The organism is Amycolatopsis sp. NPDC104775, assembly GCF_055583325.1.
This window is the reverse complement of sequence record NZ_JBVJOE010000010.1, coordinates 61,090-81,586: the sequence shown is the minus strand read 5'-3', so window position 1 is coordinate 81,586 and position 20,497 is coordinate 61,090. Positions and strand designations below refer to the sequence as shown.

The 20,497-nt window shown below is 69.2% G+C and carries 2 protein-coding genes; both read left to right on the top strand.

Annotation, left to right across the window (positions count from 1 at the left end; genetic code table 11):
* Nucleotides 1–9: 9 nt before the first annotated feature.
* Nucleotides 10–5,082 carry a type I polyketide synthase gene (locus ACZ63D_RS34625; protein ID WP_465358540.1) on the top strand — a complete coding sequence of 1,691 codons (5,073 nt, stop codon included), beginning with the start codon at nucleotides 10–12 and terminating at the stop codon, nucleotides 5,080–5,082.
* A 19-nt stretch (nucleotides 5,083–5,101) separates the two neighbouring features.
* Nucleotides 5,102–20,497 (top strand): type I polyketide synthase, encoded by a 15,396-nt coding sequence (locus ACZ63D_RS34620; protein ID WP_465358539.1) that lies wholly within the window; start codon nucleotides 5,102–5,104, stop codon nucleotides 20,495–20,497.

Below are 20,497 nucleotides of genomic sequence, written 5' to 3'. Positions count from 1 at the left end.
GGGAATCGAATGGCTGACGAGGACCGGCTGCGCGACTACCTCAAGCGCGTGACGACCGACCTGCGCAAGGCGAAGCAGCGCGTGCGGGACTTGGAGGAAGCCCAGCGCGAGCCGATCGCGATCGTCGGGATGGCCTGCTGCTACCCGGGCGGCGTCCGCTCGCCCGAGGACCTGTGGCAGCTGGTGGCTGAGGGCCGCGACGCGATTTCGCCGTTCCCGGCGGACCGGGGCTGGGACCTCGACGCTCTGCACGACCCCGACCCTGCGCGTTCCGGCCGGTCGTATGTCCGAGCAGGCGGGTTTCTCGACAATCCTGGCTCGTTCGACGCCGGGTTGTTCGGAATCAGCCCGCGCGAGGCGCTGGCGATGGACCCGCAGCAGCGACTGCTGCTGGAAACCGCGTGGGAATCGCTCGAACATGGCCGGATCGACCCGTTGTCGTTGCGGGGCAGCCGAACCGGAGTGTTCGTCGGGCAGAACTACCAGGAGTACGGGCCAGGGCTCGCAGTCGCGCCGCAGCGCGTGGAAGGCAACCTGGTCACCGGCGTGGTGCCGAGTGTCGCTTCTGGACGAATCTCGTACAGCTTCGGCTTCGAGGGTCCGGCGGTCACTGTGGACACTGCGTGCTCGACATCCTTGGTCGCACTGCATCTGGCGACGCAGTCGTTGCGTGCCGGGGAATGCACGCTCGCACTAGCCGGTGGCGTGACGGTGCTCGCCACTCCGGGCACGTTTGTGGAGTTCAGCCGTCAGCGAGTCCTCGCGCCGGACGGCCGGTGCAAGGCATTCTCCGCTGGCGCGAACGGAATGGGCATGGCCGAGGGGGTCGGTCTGCTTGTCTTGGAACGACTTTCCGAGGCCGAGCGCAACGGACACCGGGTGCTGGCCGTGGTACGCGGCTCGGCAGTGAACCAAGACGGTGCCTCGAACGGCCTGACCGCCCCGAACGGCCCTTCGCAGGAGCGAGTGATCCGGGCGGCACTCCACTCGGCCGGACTGTCCACTGAGGACGTAGACGCCGTTGAAGCGCACGGCACCGGGACGGCGCTGGGCGATCCGATCGAGGCGCAGGCATTACTGGCGACTTACGGTCAGGATCGGGACCGTCCGCTGTGGCTGGGCGCGTTGAAGTCCAACATCGGCCACACACTGGCGGCTTCGGGCGTGGCGGGCGTGATCAAGATGGTGCAGGCGCTCCGTGCCGGTTCGCTGCCGAAGACGTTGCATGTGGACAATCCGTCGTCGCATGTGGACTGGGACAGCGGCGACGTTCGGCTATTGTCCGAACCCGTCGAGTGGCCGACGGTGGACCGTCCGCGGCGAGCGGGGGTGTCGTCGTTCGGGATCAGCGGCACGAACGCGCACGTGATCTTGGAACAGGCTCCGGCGACAGAAATCGTCCCGCGGACTGTCGCTGGGCCAGTTCCGGTCGTGGTTTCCGGTCGCGGGGTGGCGGCAATGCAGGCGCAGGCCGCGCAGCTGCGAGACCACGCCACGGCGACTCCGGACTTGGCGCTCGCCGATCTCGGCTACTCGTCGGCGGTAACCCGGGCGGCCTTGCCGGACCGAGGCGTCGTGATCGCAGACAACCGGGCTGACCTCCTGGAAAAACTCGATGCCCTCGCCGACGGTCGCGACGCGCCGGGCGTCCTCCGCGGGACCGCCAGCCGAACGCCTGGGGGAGTGGCGTGCATGTTCCCCGGCCAGGGTTCGCAACGGCTGGGCATGGGCCGCGACGCCTACGACCGGTTCCCGGTCTTCGCGGAAGCCTTCGACGAAGCGTGCGCGGCGGTCGGTCAAGAACTGCGCGAAGTACTGTGGGGCAACGACGAGAAGCTGCTGGAACGAACCCAGTACGCCCAAAGTGGACTGTTTGTAGTCGGCATTGCGCTGTGGCGGCTGGTGGAATCGTGGGGTATCGAGCCCGCCTGCGTTCTCGGACATTCCGTCGGCGAGCTGACCGCTGCTTGTGCGGCAGGCATTTTCTCCCTCAACGACGCGGCACGACTCGTAGTGGCGCGTGGCCGGTTGATGGACGCGCTTCCCGAGGGCGGCGCGATGGTCGCGGTGTCGGCTTCGGAAGAAGCGGTACGACCGAGGCTCACCCCGGCAGTCGCACTGGCGGCGATCAACGGTCCGGAATCGGTGGTGCTCTCGGGTGACGAGGACGCCGTCGCGAAGCTGGCCGAATCCCTTGCCGCCGAAGGTCATCGGACGCGACGGCTCCGCGTCAGCCACGCCTTCCACTCGCCGCGGATGCAGCCGATCCTGGAGGAATTCCGGCAAGTCGCGGAGTCGGTGGAGTACCGCCGTCCGCGCATCCCGTTCATCTCCAGCGCGGACCCCACGACTCCGGACTACTGGGTGCGCAACATCGCCGGCACAGTGCGGTTCGCCGACGCCATCAGCAAGGCGAACTCCACTGTGGACGCCCGAACCTTCCTTGAACTCGGGCCCGATCGCGCGCTCTCCGCCGCAGGCACGGAATGCCTGAGCGACGCGGTCTTCATCCCGATGATGCGCCGCGATCAGCCCGAGGCCGGCACCATCACCACCGCCGCCGCGCAGTTGTACCTGCACGGCACGCCGCCCGCCTGGCACTCCTTCGAGGCGAACCTTGTCGACTTGCCGACTTACCCCTTCCAGCGTGACCGCTACTGGCTGGACGGCGTCAGCGCAGGTCATCCGCTGGCCTGCCAGACGGTGGAGCTCGCCGAGGGCGGGATCCTCCTGACCGGTCGACTGGCTACTGGCGACCAGCCGTGGCTGGCCGAGCACGTTGTCCTGGGTACGACCGTGGTTCCTGGCAGCGCGCTTGCCGAGCTGGCCTTGCACGCCGCCGCCGAGACCGGCTGCCCGACCGTCGAGGAACTTGTCCTCGAAGCCCCGCTCGTCCTCGACGGTCCGGCCGACCTGCAGGTGAAGGTCGGCGAGGCCGACGAAACCGGCCGTCGTCCGTTGACCGTCCACGCCCGCTCCGCTGGCGGCGGCTGGACCTGTCACGCCCGAGCGACCCTTTCCGCCGCGTCCGTCGAACCACCCTGCCTGTCCTGGCCTCCGGACGGCACCTCGCTCGACGTATCCGCCACCTACGCGGACCTCGCCGGAGTCGGGCTCGGCTACGGCCCGTCCTTCCAAGGGCTGCGCGCCGCCTGGCGATCCGGATACGAGATCTTCGCCGAGGTCGACCTGGCCGACCAGGCGGAAGCAGAGCGGTACGGCATCCATCCGGCGCTGCTGGATTCCGCCCTGCACGCGGTCCGCCACTTCTTCGGCTCGCGGCTGGTGCTGCCCTTCGCTTGGCGGGGCCTGACCCTGCACGCGAGCGGGGCGGCGTCGGTACGCGTGCGGCTCACCGAAACCGGAACCGACACCGTGGCGGTCGAGATGACCGACACCCACGGCGCGCCAGTGCTGTCGATCGAATCCCTCGCCGTCCGACCGGTGTCTGCCGGACAGCTCGGCAGCCATGAGTCCCTGTTCGGCGTCGAGTGGTTCGACGTGGCCTTCGCCGAAACGGCTGCCGACGAAGCCGTCCTCGCACCGGGGACCACTGCGGGTGAAGTGCTCGCCAAGGTCCAGAACTGGGTGTCCGAACCGCGGACCGCTCCGCTCGTAGTGTGCACCAAGCACGCCGACACCGACCCGGCCGCAGCCGCGGTGGCCGGCCTCATCCGGTCAGTGCAAGCCGAGCACCCCGGCCAGTTCGTCCTGGCCGACCTCGACGCCGACACGCCGCCCGCTGGCCTCACAACTCTGGGCGAACCGCAGGTCCGGGTCCGCGCGGGCCAGGTGTCCGTGCCGCGGCTGGTGCGCCTGCCCGCCGCCGACGAGCGGTTCGCCTGGAACCCGGACGGCACCGTGCTGATCACCGGCGGGACCGGCACCCTCGGCCAGCTCGTCGCCCGGCATCTGGTCGCCGCACACGGGGTTCGCCGGCTCGTGCTGCTCAGCCGGACCGGCGGCGAGGTCGAGCAGCTGGACGCCGACGTCACCGTGGTCGCCTGCGACATCACCGACCGCGAAGCCGTCGCTGGAGTATTGAAGGAACACCAGATCACCGCGGTAATCCACGCCGCCGGGGTGACCGACGACGGAATCGTCACCTCGCTCACCGACGAACGGATGGCCGCCGTCGCGCGCCCGAAGGTCGACGGTGCGCTCATCCTCGACGAGCTGACGGAGCACCTCGACGCCTTCGTCCTGTTTTCCTCCGCTTCGGGAACGCTCGGCAACCCCGGCCAGAGTGCGTACTCCGCTGCGAACGCGGCCCTCGACGCTCTCGCCCGCCGCCGATGGGAAGCTGGTCAGCCCGCGACGTCGATCGTCTGGGGTCTGTGGGAGCAGAGCAGCGGGATCACCGGGAAGCTCAGCGACGCCGACCGAGCCCGGATCGGTCGCGCGGGCCTGACCCCGTTGCCGACCGGGACCGCGCTCAGCCTTCTCGACGCTGCCGTTGCGTCGGGTGACCCCGCACCGGTCGCGATAGGACTCGACCCAGCGGCGGTGCGCGCGGCCGGTCCGGTTCCGGCAATGCTGCGCCGACTGGTTCCGACCACCGAAACGCGCAGCGCCAAGCGAGCCGTGCGGCTGGACGTGGCGGCACTGTCCGGAATGGAGCGACAGCAGGCGCTCGCCGACTTGGTCCGCGCCGAGTCCGCGACCGTCCTCGGCTACGGCTCGCCAGACGCGATCGGTCCCGATCGCGCGTTCGCCGAGCTCGGTTTCGATTCGCTGGCCGTCGTGGAACTGCGCAACCGGCTCGCGTCCGCTACCGGCGTTTCCCTGCCGCCGACAGTGGTTTTCGACCATCCGACCCCGGCCGCGCTCGCCGAGCACCTGCACCGCCGGTTGCCGTCGGAGGACGGAACCGCGGACCCGTCGCTCGGCGCGGAGTTCGACCGGCTCGAAGCGGCGCTGGAGCACGCCGACGCGCTCGACCGGCCGAAGATCGCGATGCGGCTGTCCGCGCTGCTGGCGAAATGGACCGGCGCCGAACCGGCTGCGTCCGGGGAGCAAGACCTTTCTTCCGCCAGCGACGACGAGTTGTTCGACCTCGTCGACGGCCTCGGCGCGAACTGAGCTAGGGGGACACACACGCATGGCCGGTGAGGACAAGCTCCGCGAATACCTGAAACGCGCGCTCGCGGAAGCCCAGCAGGCACAGCAACGGCTGCGCGAGGTGGAAAACGCACGACGCGAGCCGCTGGCGATCGTCGGCATGGCCTGCCGTTACCCGGGCGGCGTTTCCTCGCCGGAGGAGCTGTGGGACCTGGTCGCCGAGAGCCGCGACGCGATCTCGCCGTTCCCTGACGACCGCGGCTGGGACACTCGCGACGTTCCCGTTGGCACTGGCGGGTTTCTCGCCAACGCTGGTGCTTTCGACCCGGCCCTGTTCGGCATCAGTCCGCGCGCCGCGCTCGCGATGGATCCGCAGCAACGGCTGCTGCTGGAAGTGGCCTGGGAAGCGTTTGAGCGAGCCGGAATCGACCCGCTTTCCCTGCGGGGCAGCCAAACCGGCGTGTTCTCCGGCGTCATGTACTACGACTACGCCACTTTGATGGACGCTGTGCCGGAAGAACTGGCCGGTTTCGTCGGGCACGGCAATGCCGCCAGTATCCTTACTGGACGCATTTCCTACACCTTCGGTCTCGAAGGCCCAGCGGTCACTGTGGACACTGCGTGCTCGTCGTCGTTGGTAGCCCTGCATTTGGCGTCCCAATCGTTGCGATCGGGGGAGTGTTCGCTCGCGCTGGCCGGCGGTGTCACGGTGATGCCCAACCCGGGCACCTTCGTGGAATTCGGCAAGCTCGGTGGTTTGGCAGCAGACGGCCGGTGCAAGTCCTTCTCTGCCAGCGCGGACGGAACTGGCTGGTCGGAAGGCGTCGGCCTGCTGGTGCTGGAGCGACTGTCCGACGCCGAGCGCAACGGACACCAGGTGCTGGCCGTTCTCCGCGGCTCCGCGGTGAACCAGGACGGCGCGTCCAACGGCCTGACCGCACCGAACGGTCCGTCGCAGGAACGTGTGATCGTGCAGGCGCTCACGAACTCCGCGCTGACCCCGGAGCAGATCGATGTCGTGGAAGCGCACGGCACTGGCACTGCGCTGGGCGACCCGATCGAGGCTGGCGCGTTGCTCGCGACCTACGGCCAGGGTCGCGAACGGCCATTGTGGCTTGGCTCGTTGAAGTCCAACCTCGGGCACACACAGGCCGCGTCCGGGGTCGCGGGCGTGATCAAGATGGTGCAAGCGATCCGCGCCGGAATGTTGCCTAAGACGTTGCATGTGGACGAACCTTCCCCGCACGTCGACTGGAACAGCGGTGCGGTCGAACTGCTCACCGAAGCACAGCCGTGGCCAGAGACCGGCCGCCCGCGCCGGGCAGCCGTCTCGTCGTTCGGCATCTCCGGGACGAACGCGCACACCATCATCGAGCAGGCTCCGGAAGTCCCGGCCGAAGAGAGTCCACGGAAGACACTTCCGGCCATTCCGTGGGTGATCTCCGGCAAAACTGAAGCAGCTCTGCGGGAACAAGCGCGGCGACTGGCCGAAGTGGACGCCGACCCGATGGACGTCGGGTACTCGCTCGCCGCCACCCGTGCCACTCTCGACCACCGGGCGGTCGTGCTCGGTGCCGACCGGGCCGAACTCCGTGCCGCACTCGCTGAGCTGACCTCGACTCCAGCTTCCGCCGGGCGGCTCGCGTTCTCGTTCTCTGGCCAGGGCGCGCAACGGCCGGGCATGGGGCGAGAGCTGTACGAGACGTTCAGCGTCTTCGCCGAAGCTTTCGACGAGATCTGCGCTCACCTGGATCCGTTGCTGGACCGTCCGTTGAAAGACGTGGTCTTCGGCGACAGCGACCTGGTGCACGAGACGCAGTACACGCAGACCGGGCTGTTCGCGATCGAGGTCTCGCTGTTCCGGCTGGTCTCGTCGTGGGGCGTGAAACCGGACTACCTGATCGGCCACTCGATCGGCGAACTCGCCGCCGCGCACGTAGCCGGAGTGTTTTCCCTTGCGGACGCGGTGAAACTCGTCGCCGCGCGCGGCCGGTTGATGCAAGCGCTGCCTCGTGGCGGGGCGATGGTGGCGATCGAAGCGACAGAGGACGAAGTCGTCCCCGGCTTGGCTGATGGCGCGAATCTCGCCGCGGTCAACGGCCCGCGTTCGGTCGTGGTTTCCGGGGATGAGGACGCTGTCCTCAAGGTCGCGGAAACTTGGCGAGCTGAGGGCCGCAAAAGCAAGCGGCTGACGGTGTCGCACGCGTTCCACTCACACCGGATGACCGCGATGCTGGACGAGTTCGGCGAGCTCGCCGCGAGCATCGCTTACACCGCTCCGGTTATTCCGGTCATCTCCAACCTGACCGGAGAGATCGGCACCGAACTGCACGAACCTTCGTACTGGGTGCGGCACGTCCGCGAAGCAGTCCGATTCCACAATGGACTTACCGCGCTGGCCGCGCACGGCGTCACGCGCTACCTGGAGCTGGGTCCGGACGGGGTGCTGACCGCGCTCGCACCAGCCGATGCCGTGGCCGGTGCCGCGACCCGCAAGGGCCGTCCTGAAGTGGCCACCCTGTTCACCACACTCGGCCGCCTGCACGCCGCTGGGGTCGACGTCAACTGGGCCGCGGTATTCGCGGGCACCGGTGCCCACCGAATCGAACTGCCGACGTATCCGTTCCAGCACGACCACTACTGGCTCGAACCTCAGCCGCGGCGCGGGCAGTTGGCCGCCGCAGGCGCGCGCGACGCCGAACATCCGTTGGTGCGCGCAGTCATCACCTTGCCCGGCTCGGCGGGAACCCTCCTCACTGGACGCTTGTCCGTCGCCGCCCAACCGTGGCTGGCCGACCATCAGGTCTCCGGCACAGTCCTTTTCCCCGGCGCGGCGTTCGTCGAACTGGCCCTGCAAGCGGGCAATCACACCGGCTGCGCGACCGTCGAAGAGCTGACCCTGCACGCGCCGCTCGTGCTGCCCGAAGGAGAAGCTGCCGACCTGCGAGTATGGGCCCGTCCCGACACTGTTCCCGGCCGCTGGACGCTCGAAATCCACTCGCGCGCTGAGTCCGGCAGCGAACAAGACTGGACCCAGCACGCGACCGGCATCCTCAGCGAACAATCGAGCCCCGCCGCGCACGGCCTCACCGAATGGCCGCCCAACGCGACCGCAGTGGACCTTGATGGCCTCTACGAACAACTCGAAAACTCCGGCCTCAGCTACGGTCCCGCCTTCCGCAACCTCCGCGCGGCCTGGCGCGATGGCGACACCCTCTACGCCCACATCGCACCCACCGGAACCCCGGCCGCACAACGCTTCGACCTCCACCCCGCACTCCTCGACGCGTCGCTGCACGCACTCGCCCTCACCGGCGGAGAGACCGCGCAGCTGCCGTTCTCCTGGCAAGGCATCCGAGTACACGCCACCGGTGCTCGATCCCTGCGCGTCCGGCTTACGCCCACCCACGGCTCGGTAGCGATCGACCTCACCGACGACACTGGTGCCCCCGTCGCATCCATCGGCGCACTGGCGTTGCGGCCGATCGGCGCCCCGGCCCGGCGGACTGCGCAAGATTCGCTATTCCGCGTGAGCTGGGATGCCCTGCCACTGCAGCCGTCCTCAATCGACGGACGCTGGGCTATCGTCGGTGCTCCGATGGCAGGCCTCACCGCAGAGTCCTTTATGGACTTAGCGGCGATTCCCGAAGGTTTCGACACCGTAGTCGTCCGCGCGGCAACGGCCGAGGTCGGCCCGGCCACTCACGAAATGCTGGGAACTGTCCAGGAATTCCTGGCCGCGGAACGGTTTGCCCGGCTGGTCGTCGTAACCACGGAAGGACTCGCCGCGGCCGCGGTACGGGGCCTGCTCCGGTCCGCACAGGCAGAGCACGCCGGACGAATCGTCATCGTCGAGCTGGAGGACCCGAACGTCGCCCCGCCGCTGCTCGGCGCCGCCCTCGCCACCGGCGAACCGCACTTCTCCTTCCGGGACGGGGAAGTCCGGGTGCCCCGTCTCGCCCGCCCGGAGCTGACCCCGCCCGACGGGCACTGGCGGCTGGACGTCACCACGCGCGGCACGCTCGACAACCTCGCGCTCATTCCGTGCCCCGAGGCCGGAGAACCGCTGGCCGAGGGACAGGTGCGGATCGCTGTCCGCGCCGCTGGCGTGAACTTCCGCGACGTCCTGCTCGCGCTGGGCATGTATCCGGACGAGGTCCCGCTCGGCGGGGAGGGCGCGGGCGTGGTCACCGAGGTCGGACCCGGCGTGCCGGACCTGGCCGTCGGCGATCGGGTGACCGGGATGTTCGGCGGCTCGTTCGGCCCGGCCGCCATCGCCGACCACCGGCTGGTCGCGTCCATTCCGGACAGCTGGTCCTTCGAGCAAGCCGCCGCCGTCCCGATCGCCTACCTCACCGCATACCTCGGGCTGGTCGAACTCGGCGGTCTCAGCGCCGGGGAATCGGTGCTGATCCATTCCGCGGCCGGCGGCGTCGGGGTCGCGGCCGTGCAACTCGCTCGCCACCTCGGAGCGGAGGTGTTCGGCACCGCCAGCCCCGGCAAATGGGACACTCTGCGCGAGCTCGGCCTCGACGACGCGCACATCGCCTCGTCCCGCACGCTCGAGTTCGCGGACAAGTTCGGCCAGGTCGACGTCGTCCTCAACTCCCTGACCGGCGAGTTCGCCGACGCCTCGCTGCGCCTGCTGCGGCCGGGCGGGCGGTTCCTGGAGATGGGCAAGACCGACCTGCGCGACCCGGCGGCCTACCCCGAACTGAGATATCAACCGTTCGACCTGATGCGCGTCCGGCCGGACGACATCCGGCGGCTGCTCACCGACGTGCTCGCGCTGTTCGCACAGGGCGCGCTGCGGCTCCCGCCGATCACCAGCTGGCCGGTGGCGGGCGCACGCGACGCGTTCCGGTTCCTCAGCCAGGCGAAACACACCGGCAAGGTCGTGCTGACCCTGCCCCGGCGGCTCGATCCGGACGGCACCGTCCTGATCACCGGCGGCACCGGCACCCTCGGCCGCCTGGTCGCACGGCACCTGGTCGCCGAACACGGCGTCCGGCATCTGCTGCTGGTCAGCCGTCGTGGCACGGCCGAGGGCCTGTCCGATTTGGACGCGACGGTCACGGTCGCCGCCTGCGACGTCACCGATCCGGCCGCACTGTCCACTGTGCTCAGCAAGATCCCGGACGCCCATCCGCTCACCGCGGTCTTCCACGCCGCCGGAATCACCGATGACGGAACGGTCGAATCGCTCACTCCGGAACGAATCGACGCCGTGCTGCGCCCGAAGATCGATGCGGCGTGGCAGCTGCACACCGCGACCCAAAACCTCGACTTGGCGGCGTTCGTCCTTTTCTCATCCGCCACCGGCGTCCTAGGTGGACCGGGACAAGCGAACTACGCCGCAGCGAACGCCGCCCTGGACGCCCTCGCGCAGCATCGGCGCGCAGCCGGTCTTCCCGCGCAATCCCTGGCCTGGGGCCTGTGGGCGCCGAGCAGCACGCTCACCGGCGAATTGACCGACGCCGATCTGGCCCGCATCGCCCGCTCCGGCGTCGGAGCGTTGTCGGCCGAGGAAGGTTTGGCGCTGCTCGACGCCGCGATGGCGGTCGACGAGTCGGTGCTGGTCCCGCTGAAACTTCGCCCGGAACGCGCGGAAACAGTCCCGTGGCCCTTGCGCGGCTTGATCAAAGCCCCAGTACGCCGGGCGGCGGCCAAAACCGCGGAGCCCGCACCGCAGCAGGTGGACAATTTCGAGGAATTGGTCTGCGCGGAGGTGGCCGCGGTCCTCGGGCATCACGGAGCTTCGGCGATCGACCCGCAGCGGGCGTTCGCCGACCTCGGCTTCGACTCACTGTCCGCAGTGGAATTGCGCAACCGCCTCTCCGCCGCCACCGCGACCACGCTCCCTGCGACGCTGGTGTTCGACTACCCGACCCCGGCCGCGCTCGCCGCGCACCTGAGCCGTTCCGCGGAACCCGAGCCAGTGGTGCCAGCCCAGCAGGCGTCCGCCGACGACGAGCCGATCGCGATCATCGGCATGGCCTGCCGGTTCCCCGGCGACACGCGTACGCCCGAACAGTTCTGGCAATTCCTCCTGCAGGACGGCGACGGCGTCACCGAATTCCCGCGCGACCGCGGCTGGAATCTCGACACCCTGTTCGACGACGATCCCGACCGATCCGGAACCAGTTACGTCACCCAAGGCGGATTCCTGGCGTCAGCGGCGGAATTCGACGCGGACTTCTTCGGAATCAGTCCCCGCGAAGCCCGCGCGATGGACCCGCAACAGCGGTTGCTGCTGGAGACGTCGTGGGAAGCGCTCGAACGCGCGGGCATCGACCCGGCGGTGGTGCGCGGAAGCCAGACCGGGGTGTTCGTCGGCGCGATGCGCCAGGATTACGGCCCGATGCTGCACCAGCCCGTTCCCGGAGGTGAGGGCCACCGGTTGACCGGCAGCGCGGCAAGCGTCGCCTCCGGCCGGATTTCCTACACCTTCGGCTTCGAAGGCCCGGCCATGACGGTCGACACCGCTTGCTCGTCGTCGCTGGTCGCGATGCATCTCGCCGGAAACGCACTTCGCCGCGGCGAATGCACTCTCGCCCTGGCTGGTGGCGCGACCGTGATGGCCACGCCCGGCCTGTTCACCGAGTTCAGCCGTCAGCGCGGGCTCGCCCCGGACGGTCGATGCAAGGCCTTCGCTGGAGCTGCCGACGGCACGGCGTGGGCCGAAGGCGCGGGAATGCTGTTGCTGGAAAGGCTTTCCGACGCCGAGCGCAACGGGCACCGTGTTCTGGCGGTGGTGCGCGGCTCGGCAGTGAACCAGGACGGTGCGTCCAATGGCCTGACCGCGCCGAATGGCCCTTCTCAGGAACGAGTGATCCGCGCCGCGCTAGCCTCCGCTGGTCTGTCCACTGCGGACATCGACGCGGTGGAAGGACACGGCACGGGAACGTCGCTGGGCGACCCGATCGAGGCTGGAGCGCTGCTCGCGACCTACGGCCAGGACCGCGACCGTCCATTGTGGCTCGGCTCGGTCAAGTCCAATATCGGGCACACGCAGGCCGCTTCCGGCGTGGCGGGCGTGATCAAGATGGTGCTGGCCATGCGAGACGGCCTGCTGCCGCGCAGCCTCCACGTCGATGAACCGTCGCCACACGTCGACTGGTCATCCGGTGCCGTGCGCCTGCTGACCGAGCCGACGGCATGGCCGGAGGTGGATCGTCCGCGCCGGTCAGCGGTTTCGTCGTTCGGCGTGAGCGGCACCAACGCGCACATTATCCTTGAGCAGGCTGCCGTTGCGGAGGTTCCGTCCGGGAAACCGCTGTCGGCACCGTTGGTGCTTTCCGCGCGCTCTCCGCAAGCGCTCGCTGACCAAGCCGCTCGCTTACTGTCCTTTGTAGACCAGCCAGATCTTGCCCGCGCCCTCGCGACCACGCGGACCGCGCATCCGTACCGCGCGGCCGTGCTCACCGATTTCCGGTCCGGTCTCGCCGCGCTCGCCGAGGGGGTCGACGCCCCTGGCGTGGTCAACGGCAAAGCGGAGGCAGGCAAACTCGCCTTCACCTTCTCCGGCCAAGGATCGCAACGACTCGGCGCAGGACGGGAACTCAGTGCGGAATTCCCGGTGTTCGCGGCTGCTTTCGACGAGGCGTGCCAGGCGCTCGATCCGCACCTTCCCCGCGGTATCCGGGAGATCATTTTCGCCGCCGAAGGCACTCCTGAAGCCGCGCTGCTGGAACGCACCGGCTATACGCAGGCCGCGCTGTTCGCCACCGAAGTCGCGCTTTACCGCTTGCTTGAACATTGGGGCCTGCGCCCGGACTATCTGGCCGGACATTCAGCCGGTGAGCTGGCGTGCGCGCACGTCGCGGGCGTGCTGACGCTGGCCGATGCCGCGGCGGTGGTCGGAGCGCGGGCGCGGCTGATGGACCGGACGTCCGGGAACGGCGCGATGTTCGCGATCGAGGCCACCGAGGACGAAATGACCCCGACGCTCGCCGGCCGCGAGCACGAGGTCGGCATCGCCGCGGTCAACGGGCCGACGTCGCTCGTGCTGTCCGGGGAAGACACGGTCGTCGCCGAGATCGCCGCGCAGTGGCGCGAACGAGGCCGACGAACCCGACGGCTGGACGTGAGCGTGGCCGCGCATTCCCCGCAGATGGACGAGATTCTCGGGGAATTCCGGGAAGCCGTCGCCGCGGTGACCTTTGGCGAACCGGCGTTGCCGATCGTCTCGACCGTAACCGGACAACTCGTCGCACCGGAGGAAATGCGCACTCCGGACTATTGGGTGCGGCATTTGCGCCAAGGTGTCCGGTTCTTCCCCGCGATTCGCTCATTGGCCGAGCTTGGGGTAACTGCCTTTGTGGAGGTCGGGCCAGCCAACGTATTGACCGCGACCACTGCGGACTGCCTGCCGGAAACGGCGGACGCGCTCCTGGTCTCGTCGATGCGCAAGGACCGTCCGGAAGCCGCGGCGCTCCTGGAGACGGTGGCCCGGCTCCACGTGCACGGGTTCAGTCCGGAGTGGACCGAAGTGTTCGCCGGACGCGAGGCCGCGACGGTGGACCTGCCGACGTATGCCTTCCAGCACCGGCACTTCTGGCTTACCGCTCCGGAACGCGACGCAGCCGCGGCCGGTCTCGCCCCGATCGATCATCCGCTGCTGGGCGCGAGCGTCGCACTGGCCGACGGCGACCGCGCCGTGTTCACCGGCCGCATTTCGGTTTCCGCGCAGCCTTGGCTGGCCGATCACGTGGTGTCCGGGCAGATCGTGGTGTCCGGGACTTCGCTGCTGGAACTGGCTCTCCGGGCCGGTGCCGAACTGGGTTGCGGGACCCTCGCCGAGCTGATCCTGGACACACCGCTGGTGCTTCCGGCGGACGGCAGCGTCACCGTGCAGCTCGTCGTGGCCGAACCGGACGAATCCGGCCGTCGTGCACTGGACTGCTATTCCCGATCGGATCCGGCACTGCCTTGGACCAGGCATGCGCGCGGCGTCCTGGCACCGACTGAGCCGGTAGAAGCGGAATGGCCCACCCTGCCGGATGGCGAGTCCGAAGTAGACGTGGACGAGCTGTACGCGACGATGGCGGATCGCGGCCTCGACTATGGCCCGGTGTTCCGCGGCCTGCGGCGGGTGTGGTTGCCGGACGGTGACCTGATTGCCCTGGTCGAGCTCCCGGACGAGACCGAACCGGACGCCTTTGGCCTGCACCCGGCACTTCTCGACGCGGCCTTGCACGCCTTGGCTGCCCGGGATGAGACCGGCGCCGCGTCGCTTCCGTTCTCCTGGAGTGGCGTCACCCTGCACACGACCGGTGCTCGCACGCTGAAGGTGCGGCTGACTCCGGTTCCCGGCGGATACTCAGTGACAGCCGCGGATCACCATGGCCGACCGGTTCTGTCGGTGGAATCGCTGGCACTGCGACCGGTTTCGCTGGATCGGCAGGTGGACGACGCTCTGTTCACCGTGGACTGGCAACCGATCGAGCTTCCCGTCTCAGACCTCGGCTACACCGCGTGGGGCGGCGAAGCTTCGGAGTTCGTGGTCCTGCCCAGTTCCTCCGGCGATGCTCTGACGGAGCTGCATCGCGTGTTGCCGATCCTCCAGACCTGGTTGGAAGACGACCGGTTCGCTCAGTCCGCATTGGTCGTGCTCACGAGAGAGGCGGATCCGGCTGGCGAGGCCGTCCAAGGCTTGGTCCGCGCCGCCCAGGCGGAAAACCCGGGCCGGTTCATCCTGATCTCAGCCGACACCGACGCACCAGACCTCAGCGGTGCGCTGGCGTCCGGCGAGCCCCAGATCTCTTTGCGAGACGGAAAAGCGTACGTGCCACGGTTGGTCCGCGCACCGTCCACTGTGGATGAGGAGTGGACTGGCACCGTCCTGATCACCGGCGGCACCGGAGGACTCGGCTCGTTGCTGGCCCGGCACCTGGTCGCCGAACGCGGCGTGCGAGACCTGGTGCTCGTCAGCCGCCGAGGCCGCGCGGCGACCGGGGCAGCGGAGCTCGAAGCCGAGTTGTCGGAACTCGGCGCGACCGTTCGGATTGAGGCGTGCGACGTCGCCGACCGGAGCGCGACGGCAACCTTGCTCGGCTCGATCGACAATCTCGGCGCGGTGGTCCACGCGGCGGGCCTGCTGGACGACGGCGTCGTGGAGTCCCTGACACCGGAGCGGATCGACCAGGTCTTCCACGCGAAGGCGACCGCGGCTCAGAACCTCCACGAGCTGACTCCGGGCGTGCCGCGGTTCGTGCTGTTCTCCTCGGCGGCAGGCATCCTCGGCAGCCCCGGGCAGGGCAACTACGCGGCGGCCAACGCTTATCTTGATGCCCTTGCTCGCCAACGGGTCGCCGGCGGGCTTTCCGCGGTGTCGCTGGCGTGGGGTCCGTGGGCGTCCGGTATGGCAGGCGCACTGGACGAGGCTTCCCGGCGGCGCATCGAACGTCTTGGCCTCACCCCGCTCACTCCGGAAGAGGGTCTGCGCCTATTCGACGCAGCCGTTGCCGGGCCGCCGCTGTCGGTGCCGCTCCGGCTGAACCTTCCGGCACTTCGCGAGCGTGCGAAGACCGGGGAGAACCCGGTGTTGCTGCGGAGCCTGATCCGAGTCCCGGCGAGGTCCGCTGTGGCCAGCACGTCCGGCCTGAGTGCCGAGCTGGCTGCGTTGGACGAAGCAGGCCGTCGGCGTTTGCTGCTGGACACGGTGCGGTCGGCAGTAGCGGCGACACTCGGCCACGACGAACCGGTCGACGAGCACCGAGCGTTCAACGATCTCGGCTTCGACTCATTGACCTCAGTCGAACTGCGCAACCGACTGTCCACAGTGAGCGGACTGCGGCTGCCGACGACGTTGGTGTTCGACCACCCGACGACCGAGTCCGTTGTGGACTATCTGTTGTCGAAGCTGACCGCGCGGGCAACCACTCAGCGCGCAGTGGCGACCACGCCGTCCGACGAGCCGATCGCCATCGTCGGCATGGCCTGCCGGTATCCCGGCGGGGTCGAGACCCCGGAAGACCTGTGGCACCTGGTCACCCGCGACGGAAGCGGGATCTCGTCCTTCCCCGCCGACCGGGGCTGGGACCTCGACCGGCTCTACCATCCCGACCCCGACCATCCCGGCACCAGTTACGTCACCGAAGGCGGCTTCCTCGCCGGCGCGGCGGAATTCGACGCGGAGTTCTTCGGGATCAGCCCGCGTGAAGCCGTCGCGATGGATCCGCAGCAGCGGTTGCTGCTCGAGGTGTCGTGGGAAGCGTTCGAGCGCGCCGGGATCGACCCGACATCCGTGCGCGGCAGCCGGACCGGGGTGTTCGCCGGGGTCATGCACCACGACTACGCGAGCCGGATGCCCGTTCTGCCCGAGGAAGCCGAGGGCTACCTCGGAGCCGGAACGGCCGGAAGCGTCGCCTCCGGCCGGGTTTCGTACTCGTTCGGGCTGGAAGGCCCAGCGGTCACGGTGGACACCGCGTGCTCGTCTTCCTTGGTAGCCATGCATTTGGCCGCGCAGTCGCTGCGCGCGGGGGAGTGCACGCTCGCGTTGGCCGGCGGGGTCACCGTGCTCGCGACACCTGGTTTGTTCACCGAGTTCAGCCGCCAGCGCGGCCTCGCTCCCGACGGTCGCTGCAAGGCGTTCTCGGCGGCTGCCGACGGGACGGTGTGGGGCGAAGGTGCGGGCATCCTGTTGCTGGAACGCTTGTCGGACGCCAAGCGCAACGGCCGCCGGATTCTCGCTGTCCTGCGCGGTTCGGCAGTGAACCAGGACGGCGCGTCGAATGGCCTGACCGCGCCGAACGGCCCGTCGCAGGAACGCGTCATCCGGACGGCTTTGCAATCGGCCGGATTGTCCACACAGGACATCGACGCGGTGGAAGCGCACGGCACCGGCACCGCGCTCGGTGATCCGATCGAAGCACAGGCGTTGCTCGCGACCTACGGACAGGACCGGGACCGTCCGCTGTGGCTGGGCTCGATCAAATCGAACATCGGCCACACTCAGGCGGCGGCCGGGGTCGCGGGCGTGATCAAGATGGTGCTGGCGATGCGCGACGGCCTGCTGCCCCGCACGTTGCACGTGGATGCGCCGACCCCGCACGTGGACTGGGAAAGCGGAGCGGTTCAGCTGCTCACCGAACCGGTGGAGTGGCCGGAGGCGGACCGGCCGCGGCGGGCGGCGGTGTCGTCGTTCGGCATCAGCGGCACGAACGCGCACGTGATCGTGGAACAGCCGCCGGCCGCCGAACCCCCGGCGCGGGCGGAAAGCCCGGTGCCGGTCGTGGTGTCCGGCCGGGGCGAACCCGCGCTTCGCGCTCAAGCCGCGCGGCTGCGTGCCTGGCTCGACGAGGAAGCCGACTGGACCGGCGCTGCCTACACCCTCGCGACGGCGCGGACGGCGTTCGAGAACCGAGCAGTCGTGCTCGCGGGCGACCGGGCTGGGCTGACGGCTGGCCTCGATGCGCTGACCAGCGGCAACCCGGCGGCTGGGTTGGTGGAAGGAACTACGCGGGCCGCCGGGCAGGTGGCGTTCGTGTTCCCTGGCCAGGGCTCGCAGTGGGTCGGGATGGCGCGCGAGCTGGCGGCAAGCTCGAAGGTTTTCGCGGCCCGATTGGCGGAATGTGCGAAGGCGCTCGCCGAGTTCGTGGACTGGTCCCTGGATGACGCGCTGGCCGACAGCTCACTGCTGAACCGGGTCGACGTCGTGCAGCCCGTGTCGTGGGCTGTGATGGTCTCGCTGGCGGAGCTGTGGCGTTCCTATGGCGTGGAACCAGCCGCGGTGGTCGGCCACAGCCAGGGAGAGATCGCCGCTGCGTGCGTCGCCGGAGCATTGTCTTTAACAGACGGTGCGCGAATCGTTGCGTTGCGAAGTCGGCTGATCGGCGAAGTGCTGGCTGGGCAGGGCGGAATGGTCTCGGTAGCCCTGCCGGTCGACGAGCTGACCGACCTCCTCGTCGATCTGGAGGTGGCGGCGGTCAACGGCCCGTCGTCCACAGTGGTCTCCGGCAGCCCGGCGGCGGTCGACAAGCTGCTGGAAGTGTGCGAATCCCGGGACATCCGGGCCCGGCGGATCGCGGTGGACTACGCGTCGCATTCCACCCAGGTCGAGTCCATTCAGGACCAGCTCGCCGCGCACCTCGCCGGAAGCACCGCCGGACCCGCCGCGGTTCCGTTCTATTCGACGGTCACCGGGGATTGGCTCGACACCGACGGTCTCGACGCCGGGTACTGGTACCGGAATCTCCGACAGACAGTCCTCTTCGATCAGTCGGTGCGCGCGCTCTACGCGGCCGGATATCGGACGTTCATCGAGGTCAGCCCCCATCCGGTGCTCGTCCCGACGATCGCCGAAAGCGTGCCGGACGCGGTCGCAGTCGGCTCGCTCCGGCGCGACGACGGCGGTCTCGACCGTTTCCACCAGTCCCTCGCCGAGGCTTACGTGCGGGGCGTCCAGGTCGAGTGGGCCGCGGCCTTCCCCGCCGGGATCCAGCCTGCCGAGTCGCCGACGTATGCCTTCCAGCGCCAGCGGTACTGGCTCGACGCGCCCGTGACCAGCGCAGACGCCGAAGACGCTAGCTTCTGGGCCGCCGTGGAGGGTGACTCGCTGGCGACGTTGCTCGGCGTGGACGAGAGCGCGCTCGCCCCGGTGCTTCCCGCGCTTTCGGAATGGCGCAAGAAGAGCCAGCAACGGTCCGATGTGGACTCCTGGCGCTACCGGACGGTGTGGCGTCCCGCGCCAGTCGCGGAGGTCCAGCTCACCGGCCGGTGGGTGCTGGTGTCGCGAGAGGAGAACCCGGCCTACGCCCGGGCGCTGGCAGACGCTGGCGCCTCGGTGGTCACCGTCGAGCCGGGCTCGCCGATCGGCGAAGCGGACGGCGTCGTCTCTCTGCTCGCGCTCAGCGACGACGGCCTCGAATCCACTCTGGACCTGATCAAGACCGCAGGCGACACTCCGCTGTGGCTGGTCACCTCCGGCGCGATCGCGACTGGCCCAGAAGACGAGGTCACCGCGCCTCGGCAAGCCATGGTGTGGGGATTGGCCCGGACCGCCGCGCTTGAATACCCGCGCCGCCGCGGTGGTGTCGTCGACCTCGACGGGCCTGCGCTGCTCCCGGCAGTGCTGGCCGGAAACGAGGACCAGGCGGCGATCCGCGAGTCCACAGTGTTCGTACGCCGTCTCATGCCCGCTCCATTGCGGACAGACTCCCGCTGGCAACCGCGCGGCACGGTGCTGATCACCGAGGGACCCAGCCAGCCCAGCGAGGCCATCACCCAGTGGCTGGCCGAGAACGGCGCGGAGCGAGTGGTCCTGATCGGCGATGACACTGCGAAGCCGTTCCCGGACGACCTCGGCGTACCGGTCATCCGCGAGGTGTGCGACGTCGCGGACCGAGAGGCGCTGACCCGAGTGCTGGCCGCTGTCCCCGGCGAACTGACCGCCGTCATCCACGGAGCGGGAGAGGTCACCTCGGGAACGCTGGCCGATACAACGCCGGACGAGCTTGCCGCAGCCGTGCGGACGAAGGTGCTTGGTGCGGTCAACCTGCATGAACTGGTGTCCGATGTGGACGCCTTTGTGCTCTTCTCGTCGGTTTCCGGCGTGTGGGGTGCGGCCGAGCAGGGTGCGTTCGGGGCGGCCAACACCTTCCTGGACGCCTTGGCTGAACACCGCCGTCAGCAAGGTTTGCCCGCTACCTCGGTCGCGTGGGGGCCGTGGGCTGGTGCGGGACTAGGCGCTGGCGACGAGGAAACCGAACGCGACCGCCGGGAACAACTCCGCCGACGCGGCGTCTTCGCACTGTCCGCCGAACGCGCCCTTCCCGCCTTGGCCGACGCGGTGGCGAATGGGGATCCCACCGTCGTCCTCGCGGATATCGACTGGAATCGGTTCCTGCCCGCGTTCACCGCGGTTCGCCCGAGCGCGTTGTTCGAGGAACTGGAATCGACGCCGGAGAACGACAACACCGCCGAACCGACGCTGGTGGCCAAGCTGACGGGGCTGTCCGAAGAGGACCAGCTGCGCGAGCTGACCGAACTGGTCCGCGGCGCGGTCGCGGCCGTGCTGTCCCATCCGGACCCGGCGGCGTTGCCCGCCGGACGAGCCTTCCGCGAACTCGGCTTCGACTCGCTCGCCGCGGTCGACCTCCGGAACCGGCTCGGCGCGGCCACCGGAGTCCGGTTGGCGGCCACCGTCGTCTTCGACTACCCGACGCCCGCCGACCTCGCGAAGCACCTGCGCACGCAACTCGTGGCGACGCAAGTGTCCGGCGTGCCAGCAGGTTCCGTGGACGAGGAGCTCGATCGGCTGCACGGAATGCTCACCGCGGAGTCCGACGAGGACACTCGCCGCCGCGTCCGGGAGCGGCTGGCCGCACTCGTCGCCGAACTGACCCCGGAGGCCGAGGACGAGCCAGTCGCGGACCGGCTCGGCGCGGCGTCCGACGAGGAGATCTTTCGGTTCATCGACACGGAGCTGAACTGA

Coding starts and splice junctions, on each gene's coding strand:
- ACZ63D_RS34625 (WP_465358540.1), top strand. CDS start 10: ATGGCTGACGAGGACCGGCTGCGCGACTACCTCAAGCGCGTGACGACC.
- ACZ63D_RS34620 (WP_465358539.1), top strand. CDS start 5,102: ATGGCCGGTGAGGACAAGCTCCGCGAATACCTGAAACGCGCGCTCGCG.